We start from the raw sequence: 15,249 nt of genomic DNA on the forward strand, positions 1-15,249 counted from the left end.
GGGTGCCCTTTCAGAGGAATATGAAGTTCGAAACATTGAGGTGTCAACAATATCGGCGTGTCGTGGCGTCGAATTCGAAGCATGGATGTCAGTACGGCGCTTTCATCGGGAAAGCTGGTCCTGGTGCTTGCCGGCGAGGCCAAGGTAGGCCTCGACGACACGCGGGTCTTGCGCCAGTTCGGCGGCCGGGCCGTGCATGCTGATGGCGCCGGTTTCCAGCACATAGGCGTAGTCGGCGACCTGCAGCGCGGCACGTGCGTTCTGCTCCACCAACAGGATCGAGACACCGCGCCCACGCAGCGCCGCGATGATGCGAAAAATCTCGCGCACGATCAGCGGCGCGAGGCCGAGGCTGGGCTCGTCCAGCATCAGCAGTCGTGGTTTGGCCATGAGGGCGCGGCCGATCGCGAGCATCTGGCGCTCGCCGCCCGACAGCGTGCCGGCAAGCTGCTCACGCCGCTCCTGCAGGCGCGGGAACAGACCGTAGATTTCCGTCAGCGTTTCCGCACTGTCGCGCAGGCCACGGCGATGCCGGTCGAAAGCGCCCAGCGCGAGGTTGTCCTGCACGCTCATGTCGGCGAAGAGCTCGCGCTTTTCAGGCACCAGCGTCATGCCGGCGCGCACCATCTGCTCGACCTGCGGAGAGTGGTGCACGGTCCCGTCGAGCACGATCTCGCCGCGCGACGGCAGCACGCCCATCACGGCAGAGAGCAGCGTGGTCTTGCCGGCGCCGTTGGGGCCGATCACCGTCACGATGCGGCCGGTGCCGACCTCGATGTTGGCTTTGACCAGTGCATCGACCTTGCCGTAAGAGACGGTCAGGTCGCGCACTTGGAGCACCTTGGCTGTCATGCTTCGACCCCGCCCAGGTAAGCCTCGAGCACCGCCGGATTCTTCTGCACCTCGTCGGGCAAGCCCTCTGCGATCTTCTGGCCGAAGTCCATCACCACCACGCGATCGACCAAGCCCATCACGAAGTCCATGTCGTGCTCGACCAGCAGGATCGCCATGCCCTCCCCGCGCAGCTTGCGCAGCAAGTCGCCCAGCGCTTCCTTCTCGCGATGGCGCAGGCCGGCGGCGGGCTCGTCGAGCAACAGCAGGCTCGGGTCGCTGGCGAGTGCGCGGGCAATCTCCAGCGTGCGCTGCTGGCCCAAGGCGAGCGAACCTGCCTCGTCGAACATGTGGTCCTTCAAGCCGACGCGCTCGACTTGGTGCGCAGCCTCGGCCATCAGGCGCGCCTCTTCGATCCGGTCGAGCCGCCACGCTGCCGCCAGCACGCCGCGCTTGCCGCGCAGGTGGGCGCCGATGGCCACGTTTTCCAGCACGCTCATCTCGGTCATCAACCGCACATGCTGAAAGCTGCGGCTCAGGCCCAGCTTGGCGATGGCACGCGAGCCGCGGCCGGCGATCGACTGTCCGCGAAACATGACCTGGCCCGACGTCGGCGTGTCCACGCCCGACAGCTGGTTGAACATCGTGCTCTTGCCCGCGCCGTTGGGGCCGATGAGCGCGAGGATTTCGCCGGCATGCACCGTAAGGTCCATGGCGTCGTTGGCAATGAGTCCGCCGAAGCGACGCGTGACCGCCCTGGCCTGGAGCACGACCTCGCCACTGGGTGGCATCGGCCGGCGCGGCAGCGGCTCGGCTGTCAGCGACACGCTGCGTATGCGCCCGGCTTTCGACTTGGGCAGCAGCTTCGTCATGCAGCGTGTGACCAGGCCCCAGAGTCCCGATCGCGAACGCTGCAGCAGCAGGATCAGCAGCGCGCCGAAGACGATCATCTCGAAGTTGCCGCTGCGGCCCAGCAGGCTCGGCAAGATGTCCTGCAGCCATTGCTTCGACACGATGATGACGCCAGCTCCGAGGAACGCGCCCCACACCTGGCCGGCACCACCCACCACCGCCATGAACAGGTAGTCGATGCCGTACTGCAGGCTGAATGGCGACGGATTGACGAAGCGTTGCAGGTGCGCATACAGCCAGCCCGACGCACAAGCTTGCAGCGCGGCGATGACGAAGATCACCATGCGCGAGCGCGCCGTGTCCACGCCCATCGCCTCGGCCATGACGACACCGCCCTTGAGCGCACGAATGGCGCGGCCCTGGCGCGAGTCGAGCAGGTTTTGCGTGGTGAGCGCCGCCACCAGCACGAAGGCCCAGATGAGGTAGTACATCTGGTTGGCGCTTTCCAGCTTGACCCCGAACAGCGAGATCGGCGGGATGCCCGGCAGGCCGGTTTGTCCGCCCAGTCGATCGAAGGTGCCGAACAGGTAGTAGAGGCTCAGGCCCCATGCGATGGTGCCGAGCGGCAGGTAGTGGCCCGACAGCCGCAGTGTGAGCGCGCCCAGCACCAGCGCGACCGCCAGCGTCAGCAACAGGCCGGCGACCAGCGCGATCCACGGCGAGTGCTGGGCCCAGGTGAACAGCTCCGGCACCGGGATCACGCCGGTCGAGAGCGCAGCCGTCGTGTAGGCGCCAATACCGACGAACGCGGCCTGCCCGAAGCTGGTGAGGCCGCCGACGCCGGTCAGCAGCAAGAGACCCAACGCGACCAACCCGTAGAGGCCGATGTAGTTGAGCAGCGTGACATAGAACGGCGGCACCACCAGCGGCGCGACGACGAGCAGCAGCACGAAGATGCCGAGTCCGATGAATGAGCTTTTAGCGCTCATTCCTCGTCCTCCACGTGCTTGCTGGTGAGCGACAGCCACAGCAGCACCGGGATGATCAGCGTGAAGACGATGATCTCCTTGTAGGTGCTGGCATAGAAGGCCGAGAAAGCTTCGATCAGCCCGACGACCACCGCACCGATGGCCGCGATCGGATAGCTCACGAGCCCGCCGATGATCGAGCCGATGAAGCCCTTCAGGCTGATGATGAAACCCGAGTCGTAGTAGATGGTGGTCATCGGCGCGATGAGTACGCCCGACATCGCGCCGATCAGCGCGGCCAGGGAAAAAGTGGCCTTGCCGGCGAACACCGGCGAGATGCCCATGAGCCGTGCGCCCATGCGGTTCATCGCCGCGGCCCGCAGCGCCTTGCCGTACAAGGTGCGGCCGAACATCAGGTAGAGCGCGCCGATCAGCAGCAACGCCACCGCGATCACGCACAGCGTCTGCGCCTTGATTCGGACGCCGCCGACCTCGATGATCGCGTCGACAAGTGGCGTGGTGCTCGCACCGCCAGGCCCGAAGACCAGCAGGCCGACGCCCACCATCGACACATGCAGCGCGATCGACACGATCAGCAGCACCAGTGCCGGCGCATCGGCGATCGGCTGAAACACCAGCCGGTACAACAACGGACCGAGCGGCACCAGCAAGGCCAGGGTCAACGCAATCTGCAGCGGCATCGCCATCGTGGCGAGCGGCAGCTTGTAGACCGCCAGCAGCATCAGCAACGGATAGAGCAGCTTGCCCGCGAACATCCAGCGCAGCGGCACGGCGCGCTCGCTGCGCATCAGCAGCAGCGCCACGTCGACCGCGGCCGAAGCCGCGAACAGCAGCGTCACCAGCCACGCCACTGCGCTGGGCTGGCCAGCCTGAATGGCCGCCATCGTCAACGCTCCATAGGCGACGAACTCGCCTTGCGGAATCAGAAGCACGCGCGTCACGGTAAAGACCAGCACGATCGACAAGGCCAGCAGCGCATAGATGGCGCCGTTGGTGATGCCGTCCTGGCCCAGGAGAACTGCAATCTGGAGATTCATGCGGTGACGCGCTTCGCTCTTTCTTCGTCTGCGCTGCTTACTTCAGCAGCTTCCAGTTGCCATCCTTGACAGTGATCAGCTCGCGGCCGCGATCGTCGAAGCCGCTGTGATCGGCCGCCGTCATCGTGTACACGCCCTGCGTCGCGACCAGCTCCTTGGTCTGCTCCAGCGCGTCGCGCAGTGCGGCACGGAACTCCTTGGTGCCGGGCTTGGCTTTCTGCGCAGCGATAGGTATCGCCTTTTGCAGCAGCAGGCCGGCGTCGTAGACGTTGGCGCCAAAGGTGGCGGGCTTGCTGCCGTTGAGCTTTTCGTAGGCCGCGATGTAGTCGATGGCCATCTTCTTGGACGGGTTGCTGTCGGCGATCTCGGGCAGCACCAGCATCAGGCTGGCGGCCAGGATCGTGCCTTCGACCTTCTTGCCGCCGAGGCGCAAGAAGTCGGGCAGCGCAGCGCCGTGCGTCTGGAAGATCTGGCCCTTGTAGCCCTGGTCGAACAGCGTGGTCTGCGGCAGCACCGTCGGGCCACCGGCGGCGGCGATCAGCACCGCATCCGGGGCAGCGGCGAGCACCTTCAGGCTTTGCGCGGTGACGGAGGTGTCGGTGCGCAGGAAGCGTTCGGTCGCGACGATCTTGATGTCGTTCTTGGCAGCGAGTTCGCCCACCACCTTGACCCAGTTCTCGCCGTACGGGTCGTTGAGCGCGATGACGCCGAGCGTCTTGATTTTCATCTTGACCATCTGGCCGACCAGCGCCTTGGCGATGATGTCGTCGTTCTGCGTAGTCTTGAAGACCCACTTCTTCGGCTCGGTCATCGGCAACACGACCGCCGCCGTACCGACCAGCGCCAGCATCGGCACGCCGGCGTCGGCGATGAACTGGATCACGCCCATCGCGTTGGGCGAACCGCTCGGGCCGATGAGCGCGTCGATGTTCGACTCGCTGATGAGCTTCTTGATCTCGGTCACCGAATTGGTGGAGTCGCTGGCGTCGTCACGCGAGATGTACTCGACGGTGAGGTCACCGATCTTGGTCGGCAGCAGCGGCACCGTGTTCTTTTGAGAAATACCGACCAGCGCGGTCGGTCCGGTCGAAGATGTCACGACGCCGATCTTCACCTGCGCCAGCACTGGCGCCGCGAACGTTGCGATGGCCGCGAAGATGGCGAGCGCCGTCAGGGACTTGTGTGACTTGAGAGGTTTGCTGGGCATGGAAAAGAACTCCAGGTTGAGAAGAAACTGAACAGAGCAAGAAACGGTGCAACGCGCGTTGCTCGAAAGAAAAGTCGAAGTCGAAGGCACGGTAAATGTCTCTGTAGACATCACAAGGCAAGGCTGCCGACACTGGTGCCGCCGCAAACGTACAGCACCTGGCCGGTGACGAATCCATTGGCCGGGTCGACGAAGAAACTCACGGCCCGCGCGACGTCGGCCGACTCGCCCAACCGCTTGACAGGCACCGACGCGGCCAGTGCGCGCTCCTTGTCGCTGCCCTCTTCCACCACGTCGTAGAACATGTCGGTGCGAATCGGGCCCGGCGCCACCACGTTCACCGTGATGCCGTCGGCCGCGAGTTCGAGCGCCCAAGTGCGCGCCATGCCCAGCATGCCGGCCTTGGTCGCCGAATACGCAGTGCGGGTCGCGAGGCCGACCGCGGCGCGCGACGACATCAGGACGACGCGGCCGAAGTGCTGTGCGCGCATGCGTGGCAATGCGGCCTGCAGCAGCTGGATGGCACAACCGAGGTGCAATTCAGTCAGGGCATCCAGATCGGAGAGGTCGACGTCCGCGAGCAAGGCGGGGCGAATCACGCCCGCGTTGTGGACCACCGTATCGACCTCGAAGCGGCGCACCAATTCGGCCGCGGCCTCGGCGGTTGCAGCCCTGTCGCCCAAGTCGACCTCGATGCTGTGCATGCGCGGATGGTCGATGCTCGCCTTGCGGCGAGACAGCGACACGACCTCGTAGCCCTTGCCCAGCAGGTCTTCGCAGATCGCCTGGCCGATGCCGGCGCTGCCGCCGGTGACTGCGGCGACCTTGCGCGGCGCTGCGCTCACGAGCCAACCCCAATCAAGGCGAGCACGCGCAGCGGACTGCCGCTGCCCTTCTCGATCTTGAGCGGCGGACAGATCAGCACCGCGCCGGCAGGCGGCAACAGGTCGAGGTTGCAAAGGCACTGCAGACCGTAGCGCCCGGCTCCGTGCATGTAGTAGTGGCACGGGTACGGTGGACGCAAGTGGTAGCCCTGCCCGGCATCGGTGCCGATGGCTTCCGAGCCGAAGCCCAGCACGTCGCGCTGCTCCACGAGGAAGCGCACGGCTTCGGTGCTCGGGCCGGGTGTGTGCTGGCCGGTTTCGTCGAAGTTCTGGTAGGCCTCGGGGTCGGCCCGCTTGGACCAGTCGGTGCGCATCAGCACCCACGCGCCCTTTGGAATGCGGCCGTGTGCGGCTTCGTAGCGCTCGATGTCGGCGACGCTCAACAGGTAGTCGTCGTTCGACTGCACGTCGGTCGAGCAGTCGATCACGCAGGCGGGTGCAACGAAGTTCTGCACCGGAATCGTGTCGACCGAGTTGTTGGGCAGGTCGCGCCCGGAGATCCAGTGGATCGGTGCATCGAAGTGCGTGCCGGTGTGCTCGCCGCAAGAAAAGTTGTTCCAGTACCAGGCCGGGCCGCGCTCGTCGTACTTGGACACTTCCTCGATGCGAAAGGGCCAGCACTGGCCCATTTCGGGCGGCAGCGCGATCTGCGGAAACTCGGGTGTGAGCGTCTGCGTGAGGTCGATCACGCGGATACGGCCGGTGCTCATCGCGCTCACCAGGCTGCCGAGAATTTCGACGGCGGACATCAGTTCGGTCGTGCTTGTCATGTTGGCTCTGCTCCTGCTTTCAGCTGCCGCCCGCGGCCAGCTCGCGCTCGAGGATCTTGGGGTTGTCGCGCCAGCGTTCGAGCCACTCTTGCGCGACGTCGCCGGGGTAAATGTCTTCCACACCATCGCGCAGCGCTTTCACGATGGCGTTGGCCAGCGTGTCGGGGGCCAGCTTGGGTGCGGGCATCTGCTGGTTCCAGTCGTCGTCGATCGGACCGGGGAACACGTTGATCACGCGAATGCCGGCCGGCCGCATTTCGGCGCGCAGGCACTGCGACAGAGACAGGGCCGCCGCCTTCGAAGCGCTGAAGGTGCCGTGCGGCGGAAAGTTGCTGAGCGCATAGACCGACAGCAGGTTGACCCACGCGGTCGCACCGGTCTGCCCGTCGGCCGCGCGCCCCTTGAGCGCCGGGCCGAACTCCTGCGCCAGCCGCAGCAGGCCGAAGTAGTTGATGTCCATCTCGGCCTTGGCCGCGTCGGTACCGCGGCGTGCACCGATGCCGAAGGCGCGATGCACCTCGGCGTTATTGATCACGATGTCGACCTTGCCGCCGATCTCTGCGGCCAGCTCGGTCACGGCACGGCCGTTGGTCAGGTCGAGCGGCACCAGCGTGACTTGCGGCAGCGCGGAGATGTCGTCCAGCCCGCCCAGCTTCTTCCACGGCTCGGCATGACCGACCCAGACGACGTCGGCACCGGCCTTGACCAGCGCGCGCACCAGCGCCTGGCCGACTTCGGTCTTGCCGTCGGTCACCAGCACCTTGCGGAATTTGGGGTCGCTGGTCATTTCTCGCAGCATCTTGTCGTCGGCCATATGAGCACTTCCTTCGTTCGGAAAACCAATGAGCACGGCCTGCCCCGCGCGGTCGAGTCGGGCGCCCACGCGCACGCGGGTCGAGGCTTTGTCCCTGTCGCCGCTCTCGCCAACTTCTGCGACTTCACCGTGCAGGTGAACCATCAGCGTCGGACCGGCATCGAGATGCACCAGGCCCAGCCGCCAGGGCAGCCGCTCGCGGAAGTACAGGTCGTTGCTGTGGTGCAGCGTGGTGGTGGCGAGCAGCGCGCCTTCCCCGCTTTGTTCGCGCCAGCGCAGGCTGACCGACAGGCACTTGTGGCAGACCTCGCGCGGCGGGTATTGCACCGTGCCGCAGTCGTCGCAGACCTGCAGTTCGAACCGGCCCTCTGCGGCAGCGGCCGTGATGCCGAGCGCGACGCGGCCGCGTGCCCACGGCGGCAGGTTCATCTGCCGAGTGCGTAGCACCGGGTTCTTGCGCGGCGGGTGGATGAAGGGCATCGTCATGAGCGGCCTTCCCCACGCCCGAGGATCACGGCACCGGTGCACAGGCACCGGTCGTAGGTGACCATGCCGAAACCCGCCACCAGGCCCCACTGCGCATCGGACACGGCGCGGTCGCCCGCGTCGCCGGTGAGCTGGCGAATCGCCTCTGTCATGCCGAGAAACCCGCCCGCCGCACCGGCCTGGCCAGCCGACAGTTGCCCGCCGCTGGTGTTGTTGGGAAAGCTGCCGTCGTGCGTCATCGTGTTCGCGCGCGTGAAGGCAGGGCCCTCGCCCTTCTCGCAAAACCCGAGGTCCTCAAACTGCATCATCACGATCACCGGGTAGTCGTCGTAGGTCTGCACGAAGTCGATGTCCGATGGTTTCACCGCGGCCTGCGCATAGAGATCGTCGCGGTCCATGCGCCAGCCGCCGCGCACCATGATCGGATCGTCGGCATACGCGTTGTGACGCTCGATGGCGCCGTGCACCAGCGCGTGCGGCAGGCCGAGGTCGCGTGCCCGCTCCTCGCTCATGACGAGGAATGCTTCGCCGCCGGCACAGGGCATGACGCAGTCGAACAGATGGATCGGGTCGGAGATCGGGCGCGCCGCCATGTAAGCCTCGAGCGTGAGCGGCTTCTTGAACATCGCATGCGGGTTCTTCAGCGCGTTGGTTCGCTGGTCGACGGCGATGCGGCCGAAGTCTTCGCGCGTGGCGCCGAAGGTGCGCATGTAGTTGGCGGTGATGAAGGCGAACACCGAGTTGGGGCCGCCCGCGCCATACGGATAGGTCGCGTCGCGCGAGAAGTTGCTGAAGGCGCCGAGGGTCTGGCGGAAGGAATCGACATGGTTGGTGTCGCCGGCCACGCAGGCCACGATGTCGGCATCGCCGGACTGCACGGCTCGGGCGGCGCGACGCAGGCACATCACGCCGGATGCGCCGCCTGTTGGCACGTGGTCGAGCCAACGCGGCGAGAGGCCGAGGTGCTGGGTGAGGCCGACAGCGGTGTCCGGCGCCAATGAAAAACTGCTGACGCAGAAACCGTCGATCTGTTGTTTCTTGATGCCACTGGACTGGACCAATGCATCGACTGCGCGGCCCAGGAACCAGTGGGCGGTGCGGGTGGAGTAGCGCTCGTAGGGGACCGTGACGGGGACGGCCACGGCTACGCCTTCGTAGGACTGACGGCGTTTTTTTGTTATTGCCATTTCAGTGGGTCCGGGCTCGGGTGCGTTCGTTGGCTCGTGCCGAGGCCACTGGGTAGTCCCCTCCGCTCATGTCCCCCGGCTTCGCCTCCTCCTTTACTTCGCTGCGGGGACCACCCAGCGCCCTCGGCACGGGTGAGGCTGTGTAGTGCCGCCTCAGTACAACGACGCAGCGAATAAACGAATGCATGTTCATTCAGCCCTGCCGCTTCTTCATCGAACGTGTATCGATGCAGTTCGCTTGAGACGGCAAGGTCAGAGCCAAAGCCCGCAGTTCCCCACGCTGAATCTTCTGTGACGGCGTGAGTGGCAAGGTGTCGATGAAGGCGATGTAGCCCGGTGCCTTGTAGTACGCGAGTTGGGCCAAGGCATGGTCGACGATGCTCGCGGCAATCTGTTGTTTGGCGGTCTGGTCGGCGTCTTGTCGCAACACGATGCAGGCGAGCACTTCGTCTCCGCGTACGGCGTCGGGGGTCGCTGCGACGGCGGAGGATTTGACGGCGGGGTGCTGGTTGAGCACGCTCTCGACCTCGACGGCCGAGATGTTCTCGCCGCTGCGACGGATCACGTTCTTCTTGCGGTCGACGAAGAAGAAGTTGCCTTCTGCATCGCGCCGAACCAGGTCGCCGGTGTGAAACCAGCCGTCGGCCCATGCTTCATTGGTGGCTGCTTCGTCCTTCAGGTAGCCGGCGAAGAAAGCGCGGTGCGGATCGGCGCCGGTCGAGCGGACAAGCAGTTCGCCTGGGGTGCCGACCGCGGCGTCGTTGCCCTGGTCGTCCACGAGCTTGATTTCGACGAACGACTCTTGTCGGCCGAAGCAGCTTTCGCCGACGAGTCGCGGCTCGCGGTGGGCCATGATGCAGGCGGCGACGCCGGTCTCGGTCATGGCCCATGCCTCGACCAGCGGGAAGCCGAAGCGCACTTCGAACGGTGCGTGGTTCTTGCGGTCGACACCGGCGCCAAAACCCCAACGGATCGCGTGGTCACGGTCGGCGGGCGATGGCGGCGCCGACAGCAGCATCGCGGGCATCACGCCGAGGTAATGGACGATGGTCGCACCACTCTCGCATGCGCTTTGAAGCCAGCTTTTTGGATGGAAGCGGTCGAGTTGCACCAGGCAACCGCCTGCGACCAGCACCACCATCGTGGAGCAGGCCATCGCGTTCATGTGCGTCAGCGGCAGCGGCGTCATCACGCGTTCGGTGTCGCGGCGCACGCTGCAGACGCCGTCGAGCGCGGCGTACCACTCGCCCGCATTCACGAAGTAGGCGTTGCTCAGGATGCAGCCCTTGGGGCGACCGGTGGTGCCCGAGGTGTAGAGCAGCGCGCACTCGGTGTCGGCGCCGATCGGCTCGGCAACACGCGGTGCGGCGGTTTTGGCGGTGGGCATCCCGTCGTCGGGGCCCATCGTCTCGAAGGCCACGTCGGCCAGTGCGGCGGCGGCCTGCAGGTCTGCGGCACGTTCGGGCAGCGTGACGGCGAGGCCGATCTCGCTGTGGCCGATCAGGTAGCTCAGCTCGGCCGAGCGCATGTCGGCGTTGATGGGCACCACGCTCGCACCCAAGGCATTGAGCGCGAACCAATGGAACAGGAAGGCGGGTCGGTTCTCCAGCAGCAAGCCGATGCGATGACCGTGGCCGTAGCCGGCTGCGGCATAGGCCGTACGCAGACGCTCGACTTCTGCGGCGGCTTTGCCCCATGTGATCGCACCGGCCTCGATGCCATAGGCCTCTGCTGTGACCGACTCGGTGAACAGGAACGCCGCACCGGGCGTGCGTGCCGCCGTCGCCGAAAAAACATCGTGAACCGTGCTAGTCATAGCTTGCTCGTCACACCGTGCTCATATGAAGAGCTGCACCGCCGGCAATGCCGCGTCGCAGTTGAGCAGGTTGACGCGCTTCTGCGTGATGCGCAAGGCGCCTTCGTGCACGGTCAGATGATGAAAGAAGGTGCCGACGTAGAACTGAAGCTCGTCCCCCTGCGACTCGGTGTAGTGGAACGCGGTGCGCACCACGAAGCGACCGGCTTCTGGATCGAACTGCTCGACCACCGGCACCTGAAGCAAGTGATGGCAGCGGCTGCGCGGCTGTTGCGAGAACGCGCGCGGACTCTTGAGGCGCTCGATCCTCAGGTCGCGCAACAGCTTGTCTTCGTACATGTGCGAGGTGTGGTTGATGCCGTCTTCCTGGTCGGGCACCAGTGGCACCCAGTAGAACGCGTCGTCGGTGAAGAGCGCGTTCCACTCTTCGTAGCAACGCGTGTCGAGCAGATGCGCTTCGTTCACGACGAAGTCGATCAGGTCCTGGCGAGTGATTTCAGTCTCGTTGGCCATTACATGGTCTCCGTCATACGTTCTACCCAGCTTCTGTACTGGTTGCGCATCGGCAATTCACTCGTGCCACCCGTGGTGATCTCGCCGCCCTTCAACTCCGACGCGTCGTAGCCGCGATGCAGGCTGACCCACTCGTTGCCACTGGCATGCAGGCCGGCTTGCATCCCGCGATAGGCCTGAAGGTCGTCATGCCCGACGACGGAAAACGGCGAGTTGATGAGGCGGTTGTACATCGTGGTGCGTTGCAGCAGCTCGGCCGGCGCACCTTTGAGGCGAAAGGTCCAACTTTCCACCAGCGTCTTGTCGACGGCGATCGGCTTGATCACCCGTATCGACTGGATCGCGCCCTTGATCGTGAGGTTCGGGTAGTACACGGTGTTGTGCCGCGCCATGCCGAGGATCTGCGCGGTCTTTTCTGCGCCGTAGCGCGCCTTCATCGCATCGTCGTACTCGGAAATCGCCGCGTACTTGCTGTGGATACTGAAGTGCACGCCCGTGAAGCTGTGGCCGTTGTCATAGGTGCGGATACCCATGTCGTCGAAGAACTTGTAGTCCGACATGAAGGGCACGAATTGCTCGACGGCCATGGGCTTGGGCGCGTCGGCAGGCTGGTTGGCCCACATGCGCTTGGCGGTGCCGGCCGAAGACTCGTGCGCGACCATCGGATGCATCGTGTCGTTGAGGTTCTCGACGAACATCTTCCAGTTGCACTGGTGCATGAAGCGCAGGCACCCGCCCGCTATTTCCAGCTCACCTTCGGGCGAGCGGTCGGCCATGTTGTCGATGGAACTCAGCGAGTCGCCGAAGTATTCGTCGAAGTCCGGCCCGGCATCGTTGATCTTCACGAAGATGAAGCCGCGATGCGTGCGTACATGCTTCAGCGTGGTGAGGCCCCTGGCCGATTCGCACTCGTGCAGGGCCGTATTTTCATAACCGGCCTTCAGCGGGATGGCGAGCAAGGCGCCGTCTGTCTTGAAGGTCCAGGCGTGGTACGGGCAGCGGAAGAACTTGCCGGTGTTGCCGCACGACGCGCTCACCAGTCGCGAGCCTTTGTGGGCGCAGCGGTTCATCATGGCGCGCACGCTGCCGTCGGTGTGGCGCACGACGATCAACGGCCGGCCGGCGATTTCGTTGGTGATCCAGTCGCCCGACTTGAGCAACTGGCTCTCGTGGCCCACGTAGTTCCAGGTGTTGGCGAAAAAGTGCTCCTGCTCCAGTTCGAACAATTCCTGGCTGGTGTAGAGGTCGCGATGCACCTGGTCGTTGCGCACCAGCGCGCGGATGGCGTCGGGGTTGTCGCGGTACGAGGTCGCGTGTCGTGTTGAAGTCTGCATGGCTCGCATCACTCCTTCAAAGATCGATCACCAGGCGCGCACCCTTGGCGCGCGAGATGCACATCTGCATGACATCTCCCTGCGCCTTCTCGCGGGCGGTCAGCACGTAGTCGCGATGGTCGATTTCCCCTTCGATCACCTGCACGACGCACACGCCGCATTCGCCGCGCTTGCAGTCGAACATCGGGTCGCAGCCGTTGTCGATCAGGCAGTCGAGCAATGTCTGATCGGCCGCCACGGTGAAGCGCTGGCCTGATTGCGCGAGTTCCACTTCGAAGGGTTGATCCCCCTCCTCCATCACGGTTTCGGTGAAGAGCTCGAAATGCACACGGTCGTGTTCCCAGCCGCGCGCCTGCGTATGGGCGAGCACGGCGTCGAGCATCACCTTGGGGCCGCAAACGTAGAGACGATCGCCGGTCGGCACGTCGTTCAGCAGCGCCTCGATGTCCAGCGGCGTACCGGCTTCGGCGTCGGCATGCACATGCAGGCCGTCGCCCAGAAGCGCTTGCAGCTCAGGCAGGAAGGCCATGTGGTCGCGGCTGCGGCCGGCGTAGTGCATTCGAACTTCTGCGCCCTCGGCCCGGCGGCGCGCGGCCATGGTCGCGAGCGGTGTCACACCGATGCCGCCGGCCACCAGCACCGAACCGCCCGGACCGGTGTGCAGCGGAAAGTCATTCTTCGGTGCTTCGATGGCGAGCGTGTCGCCCTGTTTCAGTCGCTCGTGCATGAAGCGCGAGCCGCCGCGGCCATCGGCCTCCTTGCGTACGGCGATCACGTACTCCGCCGGGGCCACGGTAGCGTTGCGCTCGGTCGCGAAGTTGATGAGCGAGTAGTGGCGCCAGTCGGTCTTGCCGTCGGGCAACGACACCTGCACGCGGATGTGTGCGCCGGCAGCGAAGCCGGGCAATGCCCTGCCGTCGTCGCGCCGCAAACGCAGCAGCCGGATCAGCGGATTGAGTTCGCGCGCTTCGGCAACGCGAAGCTGGAGCGTGGCGGTGGGTACGGCCGAAGTGGTCATGTGGTGTCTCTTCAGCCTAGCGCATGCCGCATCAGCGCCGCCTGCAGCTTGTGGCCATGTTCGTCTGCGAGCGCCGCATCGCGCAGCTCGCGCAAGGTCGCAGGCGCCAGCATCGCACCCGCACGCTCGACCGAGCGCATCAAGGTGTCGTAGTTGCGGACGCCGCGTTCATGCGTATCGCTGTAGCCCTTGACCAGTCGCTGGCACTGGGCAATTTCGACAGCCAGTTCCGGATTCCGCTGCGCAGTAGTGGCAATGCGTTGCAGCCACTCATCGATGCGCCGGTTTTCCTCGGCGTAGCGCATGGTCGAGCGGCGCCAGCGCTTCATGCCGGCCACGGTGCGCAGCATCAGGTAGCCGTGCAGCGAGCTGGTCTGGATCACTCGGCCATGCTGCGTGAAGCGCTCGACCAACTTCTTCGGCATCGTGGAGGCCATGAGCCAGCGACCGAGGCCGCCGGGCAGCGTCTCGCAGATTTCCTGCATGCGCGGATGCATGTACTCGTTGATCGTCATTACCTGGTCTACCTGCACGCGCACCTCGCCACGCACCCGATCGAAACGCGTGGCGCGGGTCTTCAAGGCAGCGACGCGGGCTGTGTCTTCGTAAGACATCCACAGCGCCAAATGGCGAGCGGTCTCGCGCAGCAGTCGTTGCCCGTCGCTTGCGGGCAGCGCAGCGATGGATGCCATCCGGTCGAGGTACAAGCCGGCGTAGTTCAAGTCCTGGTAGTCGATGGAGCGGCGCACCCCTTCGAGCAGGAGGTCGTGCGCCGCCGCGGGGAAGTCGCGCTGCACGCGTTCGAGCAGTGCACGCACGGCCGGATGCCGCGGCTGCGGGACGGGCGTGGGAACGACGGCCTCAACAGGCGCTTCGCCATCGTCGCCCGCCTGCGCACGGGTAAAAGCAGCGCCAAAGGCCTTGAGACTCGGCTTCACGCCGACGCCGCCGCGCTCGATGGTCGATTCGAACTGCGCGCGACTGAAGGGCAGCACGCCCGACCCCGCCAGCGCGCCGAAGAGCACGGCACTGATGACGCTGCCCGACGCTTCTGCCGCCTGGGCCATGTCGAACCGGATGAAGCGCATCGCGGCCTTTGCCGTGTGCGCCAACAACTGTGCACTGTCGACCCGGCCATCACCGAGCGCGCTCTTTTCGGCGATGGAATAGACGCGGTGCGTGGATGCGATGAGCGTGGTGCGGTCGTTGGTGACGAGGCCGCGCTGCACCGCACGCCCGGCTTCCATCAATTCCGACGCCAGCACCACATCGACATCGCCCGGCAGCGGCATCAGCGCCAGCACAGGCCGGCCGCCATCCGCTTCGGCTTGCGCGATCGGGTAGAGCTCGACGTAATAGATGGTGGCGCCGGTGCGCTGCGCCACGCCCGGCACCGAGGTGGTCTGCGCGACGTAGCCGTTGGCCTCGCCCATGTCGACGATCCAGTCGGCCAGCACGCCGCCGCCTTCGCCGCCCATGGCCAATATCGCGATCTTTATTGGTTGAGTCAT

At 65.3% G+C, this 15,249-nt stretch carries 13 protein-coding genes; all 13 read right to left on the minus strand.

What is annotated here, in order from left to right; genetic code table 11:
- Positions 1 to 102 precede the first annotated feature (102 nt).
- The gene (locus tag QN413_RS07680) at positions 103 to 852 is read right to left on the minus strand and encodes an ABC transporter ATP-binding protein (protein WP_323496021.1); all 750 of its coding nucleotides are present in this window, start codon (positions 850 to 852) and stop codon (positions 103 to 105) included.
- Positions 849 to 2,672, minus strand: a complete 1,824-nt coding sequence (locus QN413_RS07685) for a branched-chain amino acid ABC transporter ATP-binding protein/permease (protein WP_323496022.1) — start codon at positions 2,670 to 2,672, stop codon at positions 849 to 851. Before QN413_RS07685 ends, QN413_RS07680 begins: the two co-directional genes overlap by 4 nt.
- Positions 2,669 to 3,709, minus strand: coding sequence for a branched-chain amino acid ABC transporter permease (locus QN413_RS07690; RefSeq protein WP_323496023.1), 1,041 nt, complete (start codon positions 3,707 to 3,709; stop codon positions 2,669 to 2,671). Before QN413_RS07690 ends, QN413_RS07685 begins: the two co-directional genes overlap by 4 nt.
- A gap of 37 nt (positions 3,710 to 3,746) precedes the next feature.
- Entirely contained in the window at positions 3,747 to 4,916 is a 1,170-nt protein-coding gene (locus QN413_RS07695; protein ID WP_323496024.1) for an ABC transporter substrate-binding protein, read from the minus strand.
- 110 nt (positions 4,917 to 5,026) lie between these two features.
- The gene (locus tag QN413_RS07700) at positions 5,027 to 5,761 is read right to left on the minus strand and encodes an SDR family NAD(P)-dependent oxidoreductase (RefSeq protein ID WP_323496025.1); all 735 of its coding nucleotides are present in this window, start codon (positions 5,759 to 5,761) and stop codon (positions 5,027 to 5,029) included.
- Complete coding sequence (locus tag QN413_RS07705) at positions 5,758 to 6,570, minus strand: cyclase family protein (RefSeq protein ID WP_323496026.1); 813 nt, start codon at positions 6,568 to 6,570, stop codon at positions 5,758 to 5,760. The genes QN413_RS07700 and QN413_RS07705 overlap by 4 nt, the downstream gene beginning before the upstream one ends.
- A 19-nt stretch (positions 6,571 to 6,589) precedes the next feature.
- Positions 6,590 to 7,870 carry an SDR family NAD(P)-dependent oxidoreductase gene (locus QN413_RS07710; protein ID WP_323496027.1) on the minus strand — a complete coding sequence of 427 codons (1,281 nt, stop codon included), beginning with the start codon at positions 7,868 to 7,870 and terminating at the stop codon, positions 6,590 to 6,592.
- Positions 7,867 to 9,057, minus strand: a complete 1,191-nt coding sequence (locus tag QN413_RS07715; protein WP_323496028.1) for a thiolase family protein — start codon at positions 9,055 to 9,057, stop codon at positions 7,867 to 7,869. The genes QN413_RS07710 and QN413_RS07715 overlap by 4 nt, the downstream gene beginning before the upstream one ends.
- A gap of 193 nt (positions 9,058 to 9,250) precedes the next feature.
- Positions 9,251 to 10,873, minus strand: coding sequence for an AMP-binding protein (locus QN413_RS07720; RefSeq protein ID WP_323496029.1), 1,623 nt, complete (start codon positions 10,871 to 10,873; stop codon positions 9,251 to 9,253).
- Between the two features lie 21 nt (positions 10,874 to 10,894).
- Complete coding sequence (locus QN413_RS07725) at positions 10,895 to 11,386, minus strand: aromatic-ring-hydroxylating dioxygenase subunit beta (RefSeq protein ID WP_323496030.1); 492 nt, start codon at positions 11,384 to 11,386, stop codon at positions 10,895 to 10,897.
- Positions 11,386 to 12,720 (minus strand): aromatic ring-hydroxylating dioxygenase subunit alpha, encoded by a 1,335-nt coding sequence (locus tag QN413_RS07730; RefSeq protein WP_323496031.1) that lies wholly within the window; start codon positions 12,718 to 12,720, stop codon positions 11,386 to 11,388. The genes QN413_RS07725 and QN413_RS07730 overlap by 1 nt, the downstream gene beginning before the upstream one ends.
- A 16-nt stretch (positions 12,721 to 12,736) precedes the next feature.
- Positions 12,737 to 13,738 carry a PDR/VanB family oxidoreductase gene (locus QN413_RS07735; protein ID WP_323496032.1) on the minus strand — a complete coding sequence of 334 codons (1,002 nt, stop codon included), beginning with the start codon at positions 13,736 to 13,738 and terminating at the stop codon, positions 12,737 to 12,739.
- A gap of 11 nt (positions 13,739 to 13,749) precedes the next feature.
- Entirely contained in the window at positions 13,750 to 15,249 is a 1,500-nt protein-coding gene (locus QN413_RS07740) for an indolepyruvate oxidoreductase subunit beta family protein (RefSeq protein ID WP_323496033.1), read from the minus strand.

The sequence above is a fragment of the Variovorax sp. LG9.2 genome (assembly GCF_035018885.1).
Lineage (GTDB): Bacteria > Pseudomonadota > Gammaproteobacteria > Burkholderiales > Burkholderiaceae_C > Variovorax.